General features: G+C 35.9%; 14 protein-coding genes. 6 read left to right on the plus strand and 8 right to left on the minus strand.

The window, feature by feature from the left end:
* Positions 1 to 124 precede the first annotated feature (124 nt).
* The gene (radA, locus tag AC0L5Q_RS08415) at positions 125 to 1,504 is read left to right on the plus strand and encodes a DNA repair protein RadA (RefSeq protein WP_473617264.1); all 1,380 of its coding nucleotides are present in this window, start codon (positions 125 to 127) and stop codon (positions 1,502 to 1,504) included.
* A gap of 77 nt (positions 1,505 to 1,581) precedes the next feature.
* Here the strand turns inward: radA and metH are convergent, their stop codons facing one another.
* From metH to AC0L5Q_RS08450, 7 genes are all read right to left on the minus strand, one after another.
* Entirely contained in the window at positions 1,582 to 5,274 is a 3,693-nt protein-coding gene (metH, locus tag AC0L5Q_RS08420) for a methionine synthase (RefSeq protein WP_473618274.1), read from the minus strand.
* An 88-nt stretch (positions 5,275 to 5,362) separates the two neighbouring features.
* Entirely contained in the window at positions 5,363 to 6,304 is a 942-nt protein-coding gene (gene metA / locus AC0L5Q_RS08425; RefSeq protein WP_473617267.1) for a homoserine O-succinyltransferase MetA, read from the minus strand.
* 234 nt (positions 6,305 to 6,538) lie between these two features.
* The gene (gene recA, locus AC0L5Q_RS08430; protein WP_077339552.1) at positions 6,539 to 7,576 is read right to left on the minus strand and encodes a recombinase RecA; all 1,038 of its coding nucleotides are present in this window, start codon (positions 7,574 to 7,576) and stop codon (positions 6,539 to 6,541) included.
* Between the two features lie 249 nt (positions 7,577 to 7,825).
* A complete protein-coding gene (locus tag AC0L5Q_RS08435) occupies positions 7,826 to 8,374 on the minus strand; it encodes a phosphoglycerate mutase family protein (RefSeq protein ID WP_473617272.1) in 549 nt (182 codons plus the stop codon).
* A 20-nt stretch (positions 8,375 to 8,394) separates the two neighbouring features.
* Positions 8,395 to 9,147, minus strand: coding sequence for a sulfite exporter TauE/SafE family protein (locus AC0L5Q_RS08440; RefSeq protein WP_473617276.1), 753 nt, complete (start codon positions 9,145 to 9,147; stop codon positions 8,395 to 8,397).
* A 113-nt stretch (positions 9,148 to 9,260) separates the two neighbouring features.
* Complete coding sequence (locus tag AC0L5Q_RS08445) at positions 9,261 to 12,323, minus strand: efflux RND transporter permease subunit (protein ID WP_473617278.1); 3,063 nt, start codon at positions 12,321 to 12,323, stop codon at positions 9,261 to 9,263.
* An 8-nt stretch (positions 12,324 to 12,331) separates the two neighbouring features.
* Positions 12,332 to 13,426, minus strand: coding sequence for an efflux RND transporter periplasmic adaptor subunit (locus AC0L5Q_RS08450; protein WP_473617282.1), 1,095 nt, complete (start codon positions 13,424 to 13,426; stop codon positions 12,332 to 12,334).
* A gap of 594 nt (positions 13,427 to 14,020) precedes the next feature.
* Between AC0L5Q_RS08450 and AC0L5Q_RS08455 the strand changes: the two genes are divergently transcribed.
* The 5 genes from AC0L5Q_RS08455 to AC0L5Q_RS08475 all read left to right on the plus strand — a co-directional run bounded on the left by AC0L5Q_RS08455 (position 14,021) and on the right by AC0L5Q_RS08475 (position 22,241).
* Positions 14,021 to 16,537 carry an EAL domain-containing protein gene (locus AC0L5Q_RS08455; protein WP_473617284.1) on the plus strand — a complete coding sequence of 839 codons (2,517 nt, stop codon included), beginning with the start codon at positions 14,021 to 14,023 and terminating at the stop codon, positions 16,535 to 16,537.
* 125 nt (positions 16,538 to 16,662) lie between these two features.
* Entirely contained in the window at positions 16,663 to 18,441 is a 1,779-nt protein-coding gene (locus AC0L5Q_RS08460) for a thiamine pyrophosphate-binding protein (protein WP_473617288.1), read from the plus strand.
* Positions 18,442 to 18,536: 95 nt separating this feature from the next.
* Positions 18,537 to 20,642 (plus strand): TonB-dependent receptor plug domain-containing protein, encoded by a 2,106-nt coding sequence (locus tag AC0L5Q_RS08465; protein WP_473617290.1) that lies wholly within the window; start codon positions 18,537 to 18,539, stop codon positions 20,640 to 20,642.
* Positions 20,642 to 21,439, plus strand: coding sequence for a citrate synthase family protein (locus tag AC0L5Q_RS08470; RefSeq protein WP_473617294.1), 798 nt, complete (start codon positions 20,642 to 20,644; stop codon positions 21,437 to 21,439). The genes AC0L5Q_RS08465 and AC0L5Q_RS08470 overlap by 1 nt, the downstream gene beginning before the upstream one ends.
* Complete coding sequence (locus AC0L5Q_RS08475; protein ID WP_473617297.1) at positions 21,432 to 22,241, plus strand: citrate synthase family protein; 810 nt, start codon at positions 21,432 to 21,434, stop codon at positions 22,239 to 22,241. Before AC0L5Q_RS08470 ends, AC0L5Q_RS08475 begins: the two co-directional genes overlap by 8 nt.
* A gap of 17 nt (positions 22,242 to 22,258) precedes the next feature.
* Here AC0L5Q_RS08475 and AC0L5Q_RS08480 read toward each other — a convergent pair whose 3' ends face one another.
* Positions 22,259 to 23,818 carry a sensor histidine kinase gene (locus AC0L5Q_RS08480; protein ID WP_473617300.1) on the minus strand — a complete coding sequence of 520 codons (1,560 nt, stop codon included), beginning with the start codon at positions 23,816 to 23,818 and terminating at the stop codon, positions 22,259 to 22,261.

A 23,818-nucleotide genomic window follows, 5' to 3' on the forward strand; every position in this document is an offset into this window, starting at 1 on the left:
AAGGTTTGTCATAAATTTGACCTTTTTTGATAAATTTAATATTGCATACATTATTTATACGATAAAAATTTATAACAATATAAATCACTTATCAAACAATACGTTTAAAAATAGGTAAAACCATATGGCAAAACCGTCAAAAATTGAATTTGTGTGTACCGATTGCGGAATGAATCATCCTCGTTGGCAAGGTCAATGTAAGTGTGGAGCATGGAATACACTCACCGAAATGAAACTTCCCACAAGTCAGGTTAAAAAAGCGACTGGCAATAGCGGCGGTTATGCCGGTGGTATAGGTGGCGGTTCAAAAAAAATAAATGAAATAGACTCTGTTGAAGCTGAAAAACAACTTACGGGTATAGGAGAACTTGATCGAGTGTTATGTGGTGGTGTTACTACTGGCTCTGTCAATATTATATCAGGCGACCCCGGCGCAGGAAAAACCACACTACTTTCAGATTTAGTTGCTCGCATGTCTGAAACAACCGCTTCCCTTTACTGTACGGCTGAAGAATCACTTTCTCAGTTTAAAAATAGAGTAAATCGTTTAAAGTTGAATTATAACGAAGATAACCTTTACTTGCTGTCTGAAACAAGTGTTGAATCAATTATTGCAGAACTTGATTCAAAAAAAATAAAGTTTGCTGTTATCGACTCCATTCAAGCGGTAGTTACCGATAACGCCAATGGTAGCCCAGGTTCACCTTCTCAAGTAAAAGGTGCTGCGCAATTACTTACCCAATATTGTAAGCAAAATAATGTCACCATGTTTCTTATCGCTCATGTAAATAAAAACAATGAAATTGCAGGCCCGCAAACCTTAGTTCATATTGTTGATGCGTTATTACATATTGATACCAACGACGGCCAAATACGTACACTCAGAGCCAACAAAAACCGTTTTGGTGATATAGACACTGTAGGTATTTTTAGAATGTGTGAAAAAGGTATGCTCAGTGTTGATAACCCTAGCGAGATTTTTCTCTCAGGATCTACTACCGAATCACCCGGCTCGGCAATTACCTGCATTAGAAAAGGTAACCGAAATATTTTATTAGAAATACAATGTTTAACGACAGAAACTGAAGCAGAGTTTCCGCAAAGAGTATGCGTAGGATTAAACATGAACCGTATAAAAATGCTCACGGGGATATTACGTAAACATACAAAAACAAAGATTTTTCATGATACCTTTTTTAATATCGTGGGTGGTTTAAAAATAGATGAATCTGAAACCTGTATTGATCTTGCGCTAGTTACCGCACTACTGAGCAGTTTAAATGATTTTATTATCCCGCGCACAACTTGCATTATGGGTGAGCTAAGTCTAAACGGTGATGTACGCCCTATTGATAGCGGCGTTCCTCGCGTAAAAGAAGCCGCCCAACATGGTTTTTCTCAAATAATTATTCCGTTTAGAAATTATCATAAGTCTATGGAAGGTTTAGGAGCGACCATTTCTGCAGTTAAAACCATTCATGAGTTACTCGCGATAATTAAATAATCACTTATTTGTAGACCCAAGGTCAAAAAAGGCTACTTAACAGTAGCCTTTCAACTTATCACTTAATATTAAACCTATTACTCAGGTTCATAATCTAAGTTAGCCGATAACCAACGCTCAGCTTGCGGCATAGTCATCTCTTTTCTTATAGCGTAATCCTCTACTTGGTCTTTCGCTACTTTAGCTACAGCAAAGTACTTAGCTTCTGGGTGAGCAAAATACCAGCCACTTACGGCAGCACCTGGCCACATTGCGTAGCTAGACGTTAACTCCATACCAATGTTATTTTCAACATCAAGTAACTTCCACAACAAGCCTTTTTCAGTATGTTCAGGGCATGCTGGGTAACCAGGAGCAGGACGAATACCTTGATATTTTTCACGAATTAAATCATCGTTTTCTAGATTTTCGTCTTTAGCATAACCCCAGTATTCTTTACGGATTTTTTCATGTAAATATTCTGCGGTCGCTTCTGCTAATCTATCGGCTACAGCTTTAGCCATTATGCTATTGTAATCGTCATGATTCGCATCAAAGGCTTTTACAATTTCTTCAACGCCAAAACCTGCTGATACAGCAAAGGCACCAACATAATCTTTAATGCCTGACGCTTCATCTGCAACATAATCAGATAAACAGCGGTTAAACTGCCCTGCGGGTTTTTTACTTTGTTGACGTAATTGATGTAAGCGTTCTAATTTAGTGGTTCTGGTATCATCAGTAAAAAGGATCAAATCATCATTTTCACGATGAGCAGGAAATAAACCAAATACCGCTTTACCTTTTAGTTTTCCATTACCTATCACATCATCCAACAAGGCATTTGCATCATCAAACAACTTAGTTGCTTCTTCACCTACCACTTCATGTTTAAGGATCAATGGGTATTTACCCGATAGTTGCCAAGTCATAAAGAATGGCGTCCAATCGATGTACTTTCTCACAATCGATAAATCAATATCATCTAATACTGTTACGCCTAACTTTTTAGGTGTCGTTGGCGTGTAATCATCAAAACTTATTGGAACAGCATTTTTACGAGCATCTTGTAATGAAATGAGCGTAGAACGAGGACCTTTTTTATAATGACGTTCTCTTACACGTACATATTCTTCTTTTTGACGCTCCATAAATGCTGGGCGAAGTTCATCAGACAACAAGGCACTTACTACAGAAACCGAGCGCGATGCATTAGGCACATAAACAACAGGATGATCATATTGAGGTTCAATTTTAACCGCTGTATGTGCTTTAGATGTTGTTGCACCACCTATTAACAGAGGTAAATTAAAATCTAGTCGCTTCATTTCTTTAGCAACATGTACCATTTCATCAAGTGATGGCGTAATAAGACCTGACAAACCAATAATGTCGCACTTTTCTTCTTTTGCTACTTGAAGAATTTTCTCTGTTGAAACCATAACGCCAAGGTCAACAATATCGTAGTTATTACATTGTAAAACTACGCCTACAATATTTTTACCTATATCATGTACGTCGCCTTTTACCGTTGCTAATAGCACTTTACCATTAGACTTAACTTCGGTTTTTTCGGCTTCAATAAACGGATTTAAGTGAGCTACAGCCTGCTTCATTACACGCGCAGATTTAACCACTTGCGGTAAAAACATTTCACCGGCACCAAATAAATCACCAACTACGTTCATGCCGTCCATTAACGGACCTTCAATGACATCTAGTGGGCGAGCTGCAATTAAACGCGCCGCTTCGGTATCTTCAATAATAAATTCGTTAATACCTTTAACCAACGAATGTTCTAAACGTTTATTTATAGGCAATTCGCGCCATGTTAAATCAGCTTTATTATTCGCTTTGCCGCCTTGCCCTCGATAACCTTCAGCTAAATCTAATAAGCGCTCAGTAGCTCCGTCATCACTGTTCTGAATAACGTCTTCAACAGCTTTTAATAAATCTTTCGGGATATCTGAATAAATAGCTAACTGACCCGCATTTACAATTCCCATGTCCATACCATTTTTAATGGCGTGATATAAAAATACGGCATGAATCGCTTCACGTACTGGGTTATTACCACGAAATGAAAATGAAACGTTCGATACACCACCTGAAATCATGGCGTACGGTAGGTTGTCTTTAATATCTTTTACGGCTTCAATAAAATCAACGGCATAATTGTTATGTTCTTCAATACCGGTAGCTACAGCAAAAATATTAGGATCAAAAATGATATCTTCTGCTGGGAAGCCAATCTCATCGACTAATATATGGTAAGCACGATGACAAATTTCGTATTTACGCTCACGAGTATCTGCTTGACCTACTTCATCAAAAGCCATAACAATAACGGCTGCGCCATAACGACGTAACAATTCAGCTTGTTTGCGGAAGATATCTTCTCCCTCTTTCATACTGATAGAGTTAACAATACCTTTACCTTGAATACATTTTAAGCCTTCTTCTATGATGTCCCACTTAGAGGAATCGATCATAATTGGTACTTTGGCGATATCGGGCTCACCGGCAATTAAATTCAAAAAGCGAACCATCGCGGATTTTGAATCCAACATGCCTTCATCCATGTTGATATCGATGATTTGCGCGCCGTTTTCTACTTGTTGTAGAGCTACTGCGATAGCTTCATCAAACTTCGCTTCAGTAATTAAACGTTTAAATACAGCAGAACCGGTAACGTTAGTTCGTTCACCTACGTTAACAAATAGGCTATCACCATTAATCGTTAAGGCTTCTAATCCAGATAAGCGGCAAGCGACTTCGCGTGGCTTAATTTCGCGAGGTGTTATACCCGCAACTGAATCAGCCATACCTTTAATATGTTCAGGTGTTGTACCACAACAACCACCAATAATATTTAAAAAGCCAGATTCAGCCCATTCACTTACGTGTGAATTCATGTCCTCTACTGTGAAGTCGTATTCACCAAATGCATTAGGTAAACCCGCATTAGGGTGAGCAGATACAGCAGTGTCTGATATACGACTTAATTCTTGTACGTATTCACGTAATTCAACCGGCCCTAAAGCACAGTTCAAACCAAATGATATAGGTTTAGCGTGACGTAAAGAGTTATAAAATGCTTCAGTTGTTTGCCCTGATAATGTACGACCTGATGCATCGGTAATCGTACCGGAGATCATTACGGGGTATCGCACACCGAGCTCTTCAAATACACATTCAACCGCAAATATTGCGGCTTTGGCATTTAACGTATCAAATATAGTTTCAATCAAGATCAGATCTGAACCACCTTCAATTAATGCTTTAGTTGATTCAATATAGGCGTCTTTTAATTCGTCAAAAGTTACATTTCGAAAAGCAGGATCATTTACATCAGGAGATATTGAACAAGTACGGTTTGTTGGCCCTAAAACACCAGCAACAAAACGTGGTTTCTCTGGGTTTTTAGCCGTAAACTCATCAGCTGCTTGGCGAGCAATTTGTGCAGCAACCAAGTTAATTTCAGCGCTGTACTCTTGCATATCGTAATCAGCCATAGCAATAGTTGTGGCATTAAACGTATTGGTTTCGAGTATGTCTGCGCCAGCAGCTAAATATTCGGTATGTATTGCTTTAATAATATCGGGCTGAGTAAGCACCAACATATCATTATTGCCTTTTACATCAGAATGCCAATCGGCAAAACGATCACCTCGATAGTCTTGTTCTTCAAACTTGTATGCTTGGATCATAGTTCCCATAGCACCATCAAGTATTAAAATATTTTTACGAAGTTGTTGTTCAAATGTTTCAAAACTGGCTGACTTTTGCATCATTTTTTCCGATAAAAGGTCGTTAATAACAATCTCATGAATGAAACTGGTATAAATGTATTTACTATAAAAAGAACCTTGGTTCTATTTAATCATTAGGGTTAATAGCTTTTATGTTATTTGCATCTAATTTGTATGGGGTAATTTGATAAACGTAGTAGTTAAGCCAATTAGTAAATAACAAACTACCATGACTACGCCACGTACTACTCACCTCGTTTTCAGGATTATTATCAGGGTAATAATTTTCCGGTATAGCAGGCTTTCCTCCTGCATTTATGTCGCGCATAAATTCCTCATGTAAGGTTTCAGCGTCGTACTCCGGATGACCTGTTAAATAGACCTGTTTTTTATTTTTACTGGCAGCAACATACACACCGGCTTGCTCCGATTCGGCAATAATTTTGAGACCTTCTATAGATAAATAATCTTCTCTATCTATGTAGCCATAACGAGAATGAGGTACTTTAAATAAGTCTTCAAAACCACGCGTGAGCGGTTCTTTTATATCATTAGGTTTATGAGTAAAAACGCCTGAAAGCTTTTGCTTTCTTAAATGCCTTTGCAAACCATAATGATAGTATAAAGCAGCATGAGCTCCCCAACACGAAAACATAGTAGAAGTTACGTTGTCTTCGGCCCAATCAAATACTTCACAAATTTTATCCCAAAAAGTCACTTGATCATAATCCATTAAAGCTAATGGAGCCCCTGTAACAATTAACCCATCGTACTGTTTATGCTTAATATCATCAAATAAACAATAAAAATTTTCTAAGTGCTCTTTAGGTGTATTTTTCGATTCGTTGGCATGAATACGTACAAACTCAATATTAATTTGTAGTGGTGTATTCGATAACATTCTTAATATTTGTACTTCTGTCTCAATTTTATTGGGCATTAAATTGAGTATTGCCACTTGCATTGGGCGAATTTCTTGACGGGCAGCTCTATTCTCAGACATAACGAAAATATTTTCATTATTCAAAATAGATAAAGCAGGCAATTGATCAGGAATTTTAATGGGCATAAGACTCAACCTATAGAATATACAAAATTTAGCTTGAATGATTATAGCATTTTTCATTATGGCTATGTCAACATCTAAACGTATAGACGTCTAAACAGATTGTAATATTTTCTAACTTAAAAAATATAATGACATAAGTTTTAAAAATACCCGCTGAATTTAATATTAAGCTTTATAAATTTAGATCAAAAAAAATCTCGGACATGCCGAGATTTTAGTGAAAACGATTGCTGATTATTCAGCAGCTTCTTCTACTTTTTCAGTTTTTTCACTCTCAGGTACTTTCTTAGTTAAAAGTTCTGCGCGTAAACGTGAATCTAATTCTTTAGCTATTGCCGGATTTTCAGCTAGATATTTTGTTGAGTTAGCTTTACCTTGACCAATTTTATCGCCATTGTAGCTATACCAAGCACCAGCTTTTTCAACCATGTTATGCTTAACACCTAGGTCAATTAACTCGCCTAAGCTGTTAATACCTTCGCCATATAAAATTTGAAATTCAACTTGTTTAAACGGAGGAGCTATTTTATTTTTAACAACTTTAACACGTGTTTCGTTACCGACAATTTCATCGCCATTTTTAACAGCACCAATACGACGAATATCTAATCTTACTGAAGCATAAAACTTTAATGCGTTACCACCCGTTGTGGTTTCTGGAGAACCAAACATTACACCAATCTTCATACGAATTTGGTTAATAAAAATCATCATGGTATTTGATTGTTTAAGGTTACCTGTAAGTTTACGCATTGCTTGAGATAACATTCTTGCTTGAAGACCCATATGCGAGTCGCCCATGTCACCTTCAATTTCAGCTTTAGGTGTAAGAGCTGCAACAGAATCGACAACAATTACGTCAACAGCACCTGAACGCGTTAACATGTCACAAATTTCTAAAGCTTGTTCACCCGTATCAGGTTGAGATACTAATAATTCATTAATATTTACACCTAGTTTACCTGCGTAAATTGGGTCAAGTGCATGCTCGGCATCAACAAAAGCACAAATTTTTCCATTACGCTGAGCTTCCGCGATAACTTCTAATGTTAAGGTTGTTTTACCACTAGACTCTGGTCCGTATATCTCTACAACACGGCCTAATGGTAAACCGCCAGCACCTAGTGCGATATCTAATCCTAACGAACCTGTAGAGATTGTTTCTACATCCATACTACGGTTATCACCCAACTTCATTATTGAGCCTTTACCAAATTGACGTTCTATTTGACTTAACGCAGCAGAAAGTGCTTTTTCTTTATTCTCGTTCATTATTTATTGCTCCAAGATGATTTAGGTGCTTAATTCATTTTAATGAAACAAGTATACTGTATAGTCGTACAGTATCAAGTTTTTTATTAATTTATTTTTTATACTGGAAAATAAATCAATAACAAGACTTGCTATCCATTGAAAAATAACAATTTTATATTAATTAGTAACTTTTTAAAAAAATTTAAAAAAAAGTTACTCTTTTAATTTCTATTAGTTTTATACAGTAAATTATATTAATGCGTACAGTTATAATTTTAATTGAGTTACTCCCCAATAATCGCTACTTTTAGTTGTTAATTTCCAGCCTTTTTTGATAAGTACTTTTCGAATAAAGCGATTAATTAGCCCATGCCCAAAAACAACTATTTTTTCTTCTTTTTCAGCTAATCGAATTAAAGTAAGTGCCGCTCTTATAGAGCGTATTTTAGATTGTTTATAAGTTTCAAAGTGCCCTTTAAACCGAAGTAACCAAAAAATACGACAGCTATAAAGCCAAACCACTGTAGGTAAATATAAGGGAAGTTTATAACGTGGTAATTCCATTTCTCTTAATGTTTGATCTATTAATTCAGGTGATTTTCCGGTAAATATATGTGCTGAATGCAGTGCTCTTTTAAGATCACTTGATACAACAAAGTGAGACTTGTAGTCTTGAACATGTTGATAGTTGGGCCTACTGTTATTTGATATTTCGGATAGGTGGTATTGCCTTACCCATTTGACATAGCTGATAGCATTCATCATGCTGTTAACTGCAGCGACAGGCTTACCATGCCTAATTAAAACGATTTCCATATCTTCCTTATCCTAGTTTTTTATAAAACCATAAAAACAGCCGCTAATACCGTCATACCAATAACCCACCACCTATATTGTTTATTGGGTATTCTTTTAACAATAAATACCCCCGCATATGCGCCTAATGCGATAAACGGTAAGCTTATGATATTCAATAAGAATGAATCTATAGTGATGGTTTCCCATACAAAAATATGAAATGGTACTTTGAATAAATTTACCGCTAAAAAGAAACAAGCAGCTGTTCCTATAAATTCATTTTTGGGTAATCTCATACTTAATAAGTATAAGGCCATTACCACTCCAGCTAAGTTCCCCACCATGGTCGTTATACCGCCTAATAGCCCCATTAAAATAGCGAACCACATATAATCAGGCACATTTACGCGTTTATTTTGCTCTTGCCAAATCATTAGGGCCAAACTACCAAATAAAATAATCCCCATAAGTTGACGAAATATTTGATCATCAACATATTCTCCTATCAAGGTACCAATAATTACTCCTATAGCAGCCCAAGGAAATAGCTTTTTTAAATAGTACCAATTAGCGCTACGGTGATAATAAAAAACACCAAAAATATCGGCCATAACTAATAGAGGTAACATAATGCCTGTTGATTCTTTACCACCAAAGTTTAACGCGAGTAAAGGCACGGCAAACATTGAAATACCGCTAACACCTGTTTTAGCCATACCAATAAAAAAAGCCACAAGAAATAACAGTAATAAAGCGTTATAAGAGAGTTCGTAAGAAAAGAGAGACAACATTTAGGAATATTTTCCAATTGTGGTTTAAATTAAAGAAATAAAAAAGGATAGGTTTTAAAGAGAATTGAGTTCTCCTGCCTATCCTTATTATGCTAACGAATATTGTACGTTACTTACATAATATCAATGGTTTTTTCTCGTTTTTCAGCAAACCATAAATAAAACACGGGTAATATAAATAATGTGAACACAGTACCAATTAACATACCGGCTACTAATATAATACCAATACTGTTACGTGCTTCTGCGCCAGCACCTGTTACAAATACTAATGGGAGATGCCCAAAAACAGTTGCCGCCGTTGTCATCATAATAGGTCTTAATCGTGTTATAGCCGCTTCGGTTACCGCTTCTAATTTTGTTTTACCTTGTTCTTGAACATGGTTAGCAAATTCAACGATCAAAATACCATTTTTAGCAATTAAGCCCACCAAGGTGATTAAGCCTATTTGTGAATAAATATTGATTGTTGTTAACTCAATAAAAGGTAAAAGCAATGCGCCTGATAAAGCTAAAGGTACACAACCAAATAACACCACTAACGGATCTCTAAAACTATTAAACTGAATCGCTAAAATGAAAAATACAATAATAGATGAAACCCCTAATACGCTCATTAACGTACTACCTTCAGATCTAATTTGGCGAGACTCACCCGCGTAATCTAATCGATATGATTTAGGTAATATATCAGCAGCCGCTTTTTCCAATGTAGCTAATGCTGCTTCTTTACTTACCCCTGGTAAAACACCGCCAAAGATTTTAATAGAGTTTTGCTGATTAAATGTGGTGAGTTGTCTAGGACCAATCAACCATTTAATTTTAGCAAAGCTAGAAACAGTCACTAAACTGTTACTTGGCGTTTTAATGGTTAAACTTAAAATATCTTCTGGGTTAGCTCTTACCTTATTATTTACCATAGGAATAACTTGATAAGCTTTGCCGTTTGAATCAAATCGATTAACGTAGTTACTTGATAAAAAAACACTTAGCTGTTGATTTATGTCTGCAAAGCTAAGCCCTAAATCAGAAATTTTTTGTCTATCTATACTGAGTTCCATTTGTGGTAAATCAATCTTCAAATCAGTATCAGCAAATAAAAACTGTCCGCTGGCAAAAGCTGCACCAACCAATTTATCGGTATAGCCTTTCATGGTTTCGTAAGAATCAGGCGATTTGATCACCAACTCAACATCAAATTGCCCTGCTGTTGGTAATGATGGAGGTAATATAGGAAGTGAATCTAACCCCGAGTTCCCGACTAAATTCATATAAACCATAGGAACAAGATCTTCAGCACTTTCTTTACGTTCATCAGGTTTTACAAAGTTTAAGCCACCAAAGCCACCACTTTTAAAAACCACTTGCCAAATAGCTTCACTGTTAGGAATAGTTAATAATTTATCTACCATTTTAATAGTATGTTCTATGTTATACGCCATAGACGATTCTGGTGGTGATTGAATAATAACCACTACCATACTTTGATCTTCAATGGGGGCTAACTCTTTAGCAGAATATAAATAAAAGGGTACGGTAAGCATTGCAACAATGGCAGCGACTAAAACAATTTGAGTTTTAATCGTAAAAACGAAATCTAACAATTTTGCATAGGCACGCTGAATACGGAAAAATATAGCGTTTACATATTTGGTCATGCTGCCCTCTTTTCCGTCAGACGGAGAGATATGGGCACTCATAATAGGCGACAAAGTTACAGCTACAATACCCGAGAACAACACAGCAATTGCTAATGTAAAGGCAAACTCTTTAAACAACATACCCGTTAAACCTGATAAAAAACCAATCGGTGCATATACCGCAGCCAAGGTTAATGTCATAGATATAATAGGTACAAGTAATTGTCTTGAACTTTGTAGAGCCGCTTCAGTACGGGTTTTACCATCTCGCATATAGCGCGCAACGTTTTCAACAACAACAATCGCGTCATCTACCACTAATCCCACAGATAGAACAATGGCAAGTACAGTTAATAGGTTTAATGAAAAACCCATTAACGACATAGTCCAAATAGCACCTAAAATTGAAATTGGAATAGTAATTAATGGCACTAATGCACTTCTAAACGATCCCATTAAGGCTAAAACCACTAAACCCACAATGGTGATTGTTTCAAATAAGGTGATAATTATTTCTTTCAGTGAGTCACGCATATACAGCGTGCCGTCGTAAGCAAACTCAATATCAATACCATCTGGTAATGTTTTATTTATTTCTTCTACGGATTGATAAAGTGCATCTCCAATTGAAATTTCATTAGCTCCTGGTAAAGGCCAAACTGAAATATAAATGGTGTTGGTGTTATTGATTCTTGCCGTAACATTCGCTTCTTCTGCTCCTAAAGAAATATTCGCTATATCTTTTAAATAAATAACGTCGTCATTAATTTTTGTTACCACCAAGTCTTCGAATTCTTTAACGCTAGATAACTGAGAGTTAGTCACAATATCAATTTGCTGACGATCGTTTTGGCTGTATCCCAAAGTTGCTATGGTGTTGTTAGCTCTTAAAGCGTTAAAAACATCAACGGTGCTTAGCTTGTAGGCGGCGATACGTTCAGGATTTAAATTTACGCGCATGGCAATTTTTCGACCGCCTTCGAGTTCAACCTTCTGTACTCCATCAATGCTGGTAAGAGCTGGAAGTACCTGTCTTGTTAAGTAGTCACTTAACATAGAAGGATTGTTTTTATTTGAATTAACGTTTAAATAAAAAGCCGCAAAAGATCGATCAGCACGAACAACAGACACCACAGGGTCTTGTGCTCCTTCAGGCAACTCAAAGCGAATTTGACTCAACTTAGTGTTAATTTCGGCTAAAGCTTTTGTACTGTCTTCATTCAAATTTAAATGAACGGTAACCGTACTACTTCCCGCTGTTGTTGTTGAATCAACATAATCAACACCTGGTATTGTAGAAGATACACGCTCAATAGGATCAGTAATAAAGCCCTTAACAACTTTAGCTGAAGCGCCTGTGTAATAAGTATTAATGACTAACGATGAGCTTTCCATTTGCGGAAACTGAATAACAGGTATATCAAACGCGGCCCATATGCCCGATAAACAAATCACTAACGACAAAACAATAGACAATACGGGTTTACGAACAAACATATCCATTATGCTGGCTTTATTGTACTCAAGTGTGGCCATAATATTCCTTATTGTTCAGCAGTTGGGGCAGCTTTTGCGATAAAAACCTTCATACCGTCACGAAGTTTAAAAGCACCAAGAGTCGCTATGGTTTGCCCTTCTTCTAAACCATTTTTCAATACAACGTCTGTTTCATTTTTCAGCGCTATCGTCACTTGTTTACGCTTAGCACGATAACTACCTTGCCCACCTTCTTCTGGTGTTAGTATGAATACGTAATCACCAAATTGGTCATGAGTTAACGCTACATCAGGAATACTAATGCGGTTTTCAACATCACTGATAGGAGCGACTACATTCACTAATGAATTCGGTTTAATGGCATTATTTTTCACACTAAACTGCGCTCTATATGTTAAATGACGAGATTGTGAAGTCAGTACAGGTTCTACCGCAATAATATTGGCAGATAATGCTAAACCATTTGAACTGTTAATCATGACTGTTTCATTAATAGCAAGTTCAGAAAACGACTGAGGCAATGAAAACTCAACCCATAAATGATCAGTTACACCAACTAAATCAGCTATTTGACTATTACTATCTAAATATTGGCCTTGTGTTAAATTATGTAAGCCAACAACAGCATCAAAAGGCGCGGTAATGGTCTTTTTTTCAATTTTAGTATTAAGAGACATAACTTCAGATGTTGCGATAGCGAGGTCAGATGTCGCTTTATCAACTAATTCAGCACTAATCTCATTACGAGAAACAAGATTTTTATAACGCTTTAATGTTTGCTCAGACAAAGTAACACGCGCTTTAGCCGCAATTAAACTGGCCTCTTCGTTACTGGTATCAAGTGTTAATAGCGTTTTACCTTTTTTAACAATTTCTCCAGAAGTTAAAAATAATCCAGTGATTTTCCCAGCAAGTTCGTTTTTTAATATTAACTGCTGTGGTGCTTTAATGTTCCCTGTAACTTGAACGGTGTTTTGAAACACACTCATTTTAGTTTCAGTGGCTTCAACAGTTGCAGCAGGCTCAAAATCACCAGCAGATGCACCGCCACTAGGCGACATTAAATATTGCTTGTATGAATACAAACCAAGCAATACCAATGCAATAACAATAAGAGTAATTATCCACACTTTAATTTTCACTGAGCTTCCCTAATTTTAATTTTAATTTTAATACGCTTTATTGTACTTTAACTATAAGTTATTTTAATAAAATAAAACGCTGTAATATGATAAAAACACGATAAATTACCACTTACTTTGTTATTAAAAGCACCTCATTTAATAAGTACAAATTTATAAATGTAGTTTTAAACAAGTTTTTTTAAACGCCCAAACACACGTAAAACAACAACATAAATACAATATCATTGTTAACAATAGTAACAAATGAAACTTAAGATATAAGCCTTTTATTTAACAACCAACTTTATTTTTTAAAAAGAATAAAGCTACCATGGATAACTATAAATATTTATCAAAAATTTAAAATACTCCTTTCAACTAAAGTAGGCAGAAAACCAGAAAAGTTAAAAAGTAGAAGTTGCTTGAACTCCAGAGCAATGGTGCTTCTCGAGTTCAAACATATTAATTTACAGACTAACATCAAACACCAAACTAACATTTTCTCATGAAACAAATCGGACCTTTCAAAAAAATATTTACATTTAATTCATTGCTTTAATTGAAAAAATATATAAATATAGCCCTATTGCCATCAAGTAGTTTGAAAAAAAAGTGCTATTTAAAAAATTACAAACTTCTCGTAACAAACCATTAACCTTATTAATCATTACTTCAAATGATTTGATTATTAATAAAATTAATTTAAATCTATCTAACAGTGAAACGCTGCTTATTCATGCCAAAAACAGTATAGAAGCTGTTGCAATTCTTCGTTCAAAAAATATTGATGCTGTTATTACTGAAGTCGCTATTGGACAAGTAGATGGTTGGAAATTAACTCGATTAATTCGCTCTGGCATATTATCCGAAAACGCTGACATTCCCGTTATATTAATTACTGAAAATCATAGTGAACGTATTGCTGAAACAACCGCAAAAATATTTGATATAAATAAGGTGGTTTCATTTCAAGAAATTGACTTACTTTCAAGTATTGTTCAAGAAGCGATAACAGGAAAAGATAATTTAAACCAAAAAACTAAAATATTAGTAATTGAAGACACCTCCGATACAGCTCAGCTCATTGAACGCATGTTAAGACATAATTATGACATTGAGTTAGCTGAAAACGGCTTGATTGGTTTACAAAAATTCAAAAATAAATCATACGACATTGTACTTTTAGACATTATGATGCCGGGAATGTCTGGCGATGAAGTGTTAGATCACATTATAACAATGGCACCAAGTCAAACGGTTATAGCAATGACAGCACACGGCAATGCTGATTTAGCCGAATTAATGCTAAAAAAAGGGGCTTCTGATTACATTCAAAAACCTTTCAAAGCTGAACAATTAAGAAAGGTGTGTAGTATTGCCGAGAAACGCGAAGATTTTATTATAGCTAATGAACAGTTTTCGACTAAAGCGCAAGCCCTAAGACAAGAACAAGAAAAATTTGAGTCATTATCAAAAGTTCATTACAGAATATTAAATAGCCTAAATAATATTGTTATAGAGCTAACAGCTGAAGGTATTATATCTTTCTTAAACAGTGCGTGGCATCAAACTACAGGTTATTTAATATCTGAAAGTATAGGAAAACATCTTACTGATTATGTTCATGAATCAAGTGATAAAATAAAACCGTTTTTAAATGAAACCTATCAAACATTAGTGCAAGGCAAACAAGAAAAAGAAATAATAGAGTTTACTTTAAAAACATCATCTAACTCATTTTTTTGGTGTGAATTAACACTTTCATCTTATTACGATGAACACCATCAATTCATGGGTATATCTGGCACTATTGATGATATTTCATTAAGAAAAAAAGCAGAAGAAAAATTACAACACGTCGCTTTACACGATACGCTAACAGGTATACATAATCGCTATTACTTTGATGACGTACTGGTTAATATTGCTAAAGCAACGGCCCGCTCTAACACTGTAAACTCGTTACTCTACGTAGATTTAGATCATTTCAAAATAATTAATGATTCACAAGGTCACCAGCAAGGCGATTTGGTTTTAAAAGAAATCTCACACTTACTGTCTGAAAGAGTAAGAGGAAGCGATTACTTATGCCGAATTGGTGGTGATGAATTTGCTATTATTCTGCAAAACACGAATGTAAAAGAAGCACAAAAATTAGCTCAACAAATTTGTAAAACTATAGAAGAAGCCAGTTTTCGTTTTGGTGACAAAGTTTATAAAGTCAGTTGTAGTATAGGTATTTCAGCCATTGACGGTAAAGCTTTATCAAGCGACATTTATTTACAACAAGCTGATATAGCCATGTTTGTCGCTAAAGATAATGGACGAAACCGAGTTCATACTTTTACCCAAGAAGACAAACTGACAGATGAAATTAAACAAAGTTTTGAATGGGCCCAAAAACTACAAAAAGCGCTCAGTGAAGACAATATAGTATTACACTTCCAACCAATTATTGATGTAAAAACGCGTAAAACAGAATGCTATGAAGCCCTAGTACGACTTATTGTTGACGATCAGCTCGTTTATCCTGACAAATTCATACACCACCTCGAAAAAGCAGGTGATATGAATATACTCGATCGCCATGTAATAGATAAAGCCATGAAACTAGTGCATGAATACGATCTATTAGAAAAAGTTGCCATTAACTTATCTGCTCAAGCCTTTAGCGATGATCGCTTAGTTTTATATATAGAAGAACGATTATCTCAATACAACATTAAACCTTCACAAATTATTTTTGAGCTCACCGAAAGCGCTAGCTTATCAAATATTACCGGTACTCAACGCCTAGTAAACCGCTTAAATGAAATTGGTTGTAGCTTTGCTATTGATGACTTTGGCACGGGTTTTAGTACTTTTACTTACTTAAAACAAATTCCGGCAGAGCATGTTAAAATTGACGGTTCTTTTGTAAAAGACATGCTAAAAGATTCAACAGATGCGGCACTAGTAAAAGCAATCAACGAAACGGCGAAAGCACTCAATAAAAAAACAATCGCTGAATTTGTAGAAAATGAAGCAACTCTAATAAAATTGAATGAATTAGGCGTTGATTTTGCACAAGGTTATCATATTGCCAAACCCAAATGCATCAAGGAAATATATCAAGATAAATTAAATTAACTTAACAGCAACAAGCACTAAAATTTAATCAAGAAATTGTTCTATTACATTTAATTTTTATGAGGCTAATTTTTAGCTCTATAAATAATTGTCGTATTTTAATAGTAAGTTTAACTGAGAAAATTATGAGTCACCAAAATTTAGTAGCGCCTCAAGAACATGCATTTGATTATGCAGACCTAATCATTACATACCTTAAAGAACTCAAAATTGACTGTGTTTTTGGGGTACCTGGAGGCGCAATTGAACCCTTTATAAATGCTTTAGCACGTTCAGAAAGAAATGGCGGGCCTAAACTTGTTATCGCTAGGCATGAGTGTGCTGCTGCATTTATGGCAGATGGTTATTTTAGAGAAACAGGTAAATTAGGTGTTGTATGCTCAACAACAGGCCCAGGTGCAACAAACCTTATAACCGGAGTTGCCTCAGCCTCTGTTGATAAATCATCAATGCTTGTAATTACAGCACAAACAGCTTTACCCAAGTTTGGTAAACGTTCTTTACAAGACTCCAGCGAAACAGCCATTGATACCGTTAGTATATTCAGAAACTGTACAAAATATAACGCATTAGTTTCCCACGAACTACAACTAGAAAGTAAATTAATATCAGCCCTAATGGAAACATACCAAACTCCACGAGGCCCTGTTCATATAAGTATTCCTTCAGATGTTTTGCGTATGCCTTACGGGCATGAAAATCCAAATGTTCATATCAATTACTTAATGAATAAAGCCTCTTTAGAAGACACAATTGCCGTAGAGCAACTGATTGAAGAAATTATCAAAGTAAATAAAATTGTTATATATGTTGGACATAGTTGCGCTGGCGCATACCAGCAAATTGAAGCATTAGCTGAAACCATTAATGCCCCTTTTGTGTCTGGGCCCATGGGGAAAAGATGGGTAAATGAAAAGCACCCTCTTTACTACGGTGTATACGGTTATGCTGGTCATAGTTCTGCGCGTGAGCTTTTTAAAAATGATGATATTGAACTCATTCTTGCTTTTGGCACCTCAATTACTGAAACAGGTATTGGTGGCTTAAGTAGTGACTTATTAAACGAGAAACTTATTCATATTGACTCTTCTGTTGATAGCTTCAGTCGCTCTCCTATGGCGAAACTTCATGTATGTGGCCACCTGAAAGGCATTGTAAATAGATTATTAAATAAAATATCTCAACAAAGCTGGCGAAGAACTTGGGAAGGTATAGAACTAGAATGCAATAAAAATGTATTAGGTGGGTATGCAGAACTGATTGACGAACATAAATGTATATCTAATGACATTCCCATCAAACCACAACGACTCATGGGTTACCTATCCACACAACTACCCGAAGATACACGTTTTTTTATTGATGCAGGAAATATTTGGGCTTGGGCAACACACTATTTAACGACTTCAAACAATTCAGGTTGCTATCGTATCGCCATGGGGTTTGGCAGTATGGCTTGGTCAATGGGCGCTGTAATTGGTTCTGCTATGGCATCTCCCGACAAGCCTCATGTATGTTTAATTGGTGATGGTGCTTGGCAAATGAGCTCTCACGAAATAGGCGTAGCGGTTGATAATAAACTCCCTATACTTTTTATCGTACTTAATGATAGTGCTTACGGCATGGTTAAATTTGGTCAAAGAATGAGTAATGCCGAGCAAGTGGGCTGGAAGTTGAACCAAGTTGATTTTGCTTTACTCGCTCAAGCTCAAGGGGCTGACGGTTATATATTTGAATCACCACAAGAGCTAATGGCTTTAGATATTCACGCTGTTTTTAATAAAAACGTGCCCACCGTTTTAGATATAAGAATAGATAGTAACGAAATCCCTCCGATGATGGATCGCGTAAAAAGCTTGCAAGAAGGCGCTGTTTTCCTCACAGGAAATGATGATATTACTTAAAGATTTAAAATAATGTACTTCACTAAAATTATCATGTATAAATTTGATATTGTTAATTTTATTCTATTTTTTAACATCAGGAAGCTGTACTGTTTATGAAATTGATCACCCTTTCTTTATTAGCTGCATTTTCAGTAGTCCCCAATGTATTTGCGCAAGGTTATGACCTAGAAGAGAACGATGATTATTTTGTAGATTTTTACGGCAGTGAAGAGTTGGTTGAAATAGCAACAGGAATAAAAACACAAATATATAAAGCCCCTGCTGTCGCCAGTGTATTTACCAGTCAACAAATTAAAAATATGGGGGCTACTGATATAGATGAAGTATTAGAAGCAGTACCTGGTTTACATGTATCTAGAAACGCTGTTGGTTACAACCCTATTTATAGCTTCAGAGGCGTACATAGTTCCTATAATTCTCAAGTGTTAATGTTGGTTAATGGTATTCCAATCACTAATAACTTTGTAGGAGATAGAGGCCAAGTTTGGGGTGGAATGCCTGTTGAAGCCATAGCGCGTATAGAAGTTATTCGCGGGCCCGGCTCTGCTATATATGGCGCTGATGCATTTTCGGGTGTTATTAACATCATAACGAAAAATGCTGACAATATTCAAAAAAACGAAATTTCGGTTAGGTTAGGCACTAATTCAACAAATGATGCTTGGTTCAATATATCAGGCCAACAGCAAGACCTAAAATATTCAGCGATAGTTGAATACCATAAAACAGATGGATCCGATAAAGTTATAGAACAAGATGCGCAAACCTTATTAGATAATGTATTTAATACTAATGTCAGCAATGCCCCAGGGAAATTAAATTTAAGCACCGAAAACATCGATATAAGAACAGAAATTAATTATTTAGATTTTACCTTAAGAGCTGGTTACCAATTAAGAAATAACACAGGTGTTGGTACAGGCTTAGGGGAAGCATTGGACCCAGATGCTCAACAAGAAAGTAAGCGTTATAATATAGATATCAATTACGTCAAATACTTAACTGATAATTGGCAGTTAAATGCGCAAGCAAGCTACTTCAACACATCCCAACAAGTTAAAAATAATTATTTAATTTACCCCAAAGGCGCAGATATTGGATTAGGGGCTCCCTTTAAAGACGGGGTGATTGGTAACCCCGAAAATTGGGAACAGCAAAGTAGAGTAAATATATCTTCAATTTATAATGGTATTGAAAAACATACACTAACATTAGGTGTCGGGTATTTTTATAGCGACCTATACCGAACACAAGAAACTAAAAATTTTGCATTAGGACCTAATGGTGAATTTATCATCCCTAATAGCCCATTAGTTGACGTATCTGATACTCCTTACGTTTTTTTACGTGAAACAGATCGAACCAATAAATATATATTTGTTCAAGATTTATGGAGTATTGCCAATGATTGGGAATTAACCGCAGGAATTAGATATGACAACTATTCTGATTTTGGGAATACAACTAATCCTCGATTAGCTTTAGTGTGGTCTACCAACTTAAACCTATCTACAAAACTTCTCTATGGCAAAGCTTTTAGAGCTCCTTCCTATGCTGATATAGGGAATATTAATAACCCCGTTGCTTTAGGTAATCCTGATTTAAAACCTGAAGTTATTGAAACCACCGAACTCGCTTTTGACTATCACCCAGGCTCAGGTTTTGGCGCTATTTTAAGTTTTTACTACTATGAATGGGATAATATCATCCAATATATTCCTAATCAAAATGGTAATACAGCTCAAAATTTTGGTACACAAATAGCGTATGGTAGCGAATTAGAAATTAACTGGAAACTTACCAATAGCATTAGTATTTCAGCCAATTACTCTATTTCTAAAGCAGAAAACAAGAATACTAATACCAAAGTTGCTAATGTACCTGAACAGCAAATGTTCACTCAAATTAATTGGAATATCAGCGATACTCTTCTACTGAATATGAAAAATAATTTTGTCAAAAACAGGTTACGCAGCTTTGACGATCCCCGTGATGATATTTCTGATTATTGGACGAGTGATATCAGTATGCGTTGGAAAAGTGACGATACCCCTATTGAGCTAGCCATAATTGCTAAAAACATTTTCGATAAAGACGCTAGAGAGCCTTCATTTAATAATGGCTCAACTGTAAACATTCCAAACGACCTTCCTTTATCTGAACGTTATTTACATACTGAACTTAGGTACACATTCTAATGAAATCATCTTTTAGTGACGTAAAATCTCGTGGTGAACAATTTTCTGTAAAAATAGAAACTAAAATCACCCTAGAGCAACCACCTGAACACAATCCATATTTAGTTGATAAACAATTTATACATGGATACGACCATTTAGATCTATTAGAAAACTGTAACTTTGCTGATGTTATTTTTTTGCTCCTTAGAGGAGAGCTTCCCTCAAAGGAGCAGAGTATATTGTTTAACAAACTGGCTATCGCACTAATTAACCCAGGTGTACGTCACCCTGCGGCTCAAGCCAGCATTATTGCAGGTGTAGGAAAATCAGATACTGTAAATATCCTTCCTATTTCCTTAGGTATTTATGGTGGTACATTTGATGGTGCTGGTGAAATAGAAGCCACTATTCGTTTATTTAGAAAATATGCTAGAAAACCCGCGGAAGAAGTAAAAGAAGAAGCTTTACAAGAAAAAATCCCCAGTATTACTCAACATTATGGTGATGCTGATACTTATGCTAATACGCTTCTTGAAAAGCTAGTGCCTTATGCCAACGATGGAAAAGTATTTTCTTGGTTATACCAACTACAATCTCTTATATATAATGAAAATATAGGCATAACTAAAGCCAGTATATGTGCAGCAATATTAGCAGACTTAGGCTTTCAACCACGCCAAGGCGCCTCTGTAATGCAACTATTCGCAGCCCCTGGGTTATTAGCGCACGGCTTAGAATATAGCAACAAGCCCTTAACTTCTATGGTATTTGAAACTGATGAAGCCTACACAATTGAGAAATTACATAATGAATAATTATCAAGACTGGGAATATTATCATGGCCGTATAGTAAGCGCGCGAGGTGGTTGGAAACTAGGGGAAGGTGTTCAATGTTGTGGTTACGACATGATGGAAGACCTTGTTGGTAAAACTAGCTATATGCAAGTGGTAATATTGAACGCAACTGGACGTCTTCCCTCTAAAGCATTGGCTGATTGGATTGAAGCAATACATATTTGTTTGAGTTGGCCAGACCCTAGAATATGGTGTAACAGAATTGGAGCCTTAGCAGGAAGCGCGAGAACAACTTCAGTTGCAGCATCCACTTTAGGTGTATTAGCGGCAGACTCTAAATCATATGGTATAAAACCTCTTATTAGCGGAGTTAAATTTATTCAACGAGCGTATCAAGAAATAACAAAAGGATTATCCATTGATGACTTCATAACAAATGAAGTAAAGAAAAATGGTGGAAAACCATATTTAATGGGCTATATAAGACCTATAGCTAAAGGTGATGAGCGCATACCCGCTATGGAAAAGGTAACTAAAGATTTGAACTTTAGTATTGGGGAGCACCTTTCATTAGCCTATAAAATAGAAGAGCAGCTGAACAAAAGGTTTGAGGAAACCATGAATGTAAATGGTTATGTTTCCGCTTTTTTATCAGATCAAGGTTACAGCCCTCAAGAAGTCTACCGAATTTTTTCCTCTGTTGTTATTAGCGGTGTTACCGCGTGCTATACCGACACTAAAGAGAGAATTAAAGGCGGTTTCTCTCCTTTAAAAACTGAAGATGTTACCTATACAGGTAAAGCATTTAGAACTGTCACATAATACGAATATGTGTGTACCTACTCGATAACTTGGGTAGGTAACTTAACAACAAACACAGACCCTTTACCTAACTCACTTTCTACTCTTATAGTACCATCAATGAGTTCAACAAAACCTTTTGAAATGGCTAACCCAAGCCCTGTTCCACTAAACTTTCTAGATTGACTAGAGTCTACTTGGCGAAACTCTTCAAAAATATAGATTTGCTGTTCTTTCGTTAGCCCTATGCCTGAATCTTTTACAGTAAATTCGATGAAATCTTTAGAACTACTTACAGTGAAGGTTATTTCGCCATTTTCAGTAAATTTACAGGCGTTACTCAATAAATTAATAAGTACCTGTTCAACTTTTTCTTTGTCTGTTTGAAGCGTGCTGACCTTTTGGTTTTGAACAATTAAAAATGTATTATTGTTGCTCAATGCTAAAGGTGAAATGGTATCACTAATCGTTAAAATTAATGCTTCAAGGTCTACTTCTGAAATACTTACATCAACTTTACCTGATTCAACTTTAGCTAAATTCAACAAGCTATTAATCATATTGAGCAATCGTTGAGAGTTTTTAGCGATACGGTCCATATCATCAATTAACTCAAACTGCCCTTCCAGCTCTAATTCTTCTGTAACTAGCTCTCCATACCCGATAATAGATTGAATGGGTGTACGTAATTCATGACTCATGTTCGCGATAAATTCAGATTTATGACGACTTGCCGTCAGTGCTGCATCTCGGGCTTCAATTAATTCAGACGTTCTTACTTTGACTTCGCTTTCAAGCCTATCTCTATGAAGCTTTATATCGTTTTCTTGTTTTTTCAATACTCTCATCATGCTATTAAAGGCATGCGCCATGCTTTTAATTTCTTTAGCACCCGTATTTTCAGCAAACACATATTCCCCCGTAGTTTCAGCTAGCTGCATGGTTACAGCTAAATTACGTAGAGGTATGAATAATTTTACTAATCCAAAATGTAAAACAATACTCAAAATAACGATTGAGATTAAACCAACTAAAGCAATAAGAAGTGTAACTTGGGTTTGCGCCTCAATTAGGTGAGATTTACTATAAAGAACTTCTGCATAGCCGATAACTTCATTAGCAACTTGGGTCTGCTCAAAACCAAGTTCACTACTTTCATCATCATTATTTTCTATTTTTATAAGTATAGGAGAAGTTATAAACCAGAAATCATCGGTTTCAACTGAAATATTACTACTAAGTAAATGAGAATGTCCCGCTTGAATACTTTCAGGAAATTCACCTCGGCTAATAAATGGTTCGTAATTGTCTGACAAAATACGCGCTGCAGAAACTGACTCAAAACCTTGCACTTGCTCCATAGCTTCTTGAGCATTTTGTTCTGAACCGGATAAAACAGAAAATACCGCTTGTTTCGCTAATCCATCAGTTATTTGCATCGCATTTTTTAGCATTAATTGGCGGTATTGTTGATTAACCCCAGACGACGTTACCCAACTCAGTACAAAGATCATTAAGGTAATAGCAATAACGATGAAAATGATAACTTGCGCTTTTATACTGCGCTCAGATAATTTTGACGGTTTCACGTTATCCAT

The sequence above is a fragment of the Pseudocolwellia sp. G5-9 genome (assembly GCF_055808995.1).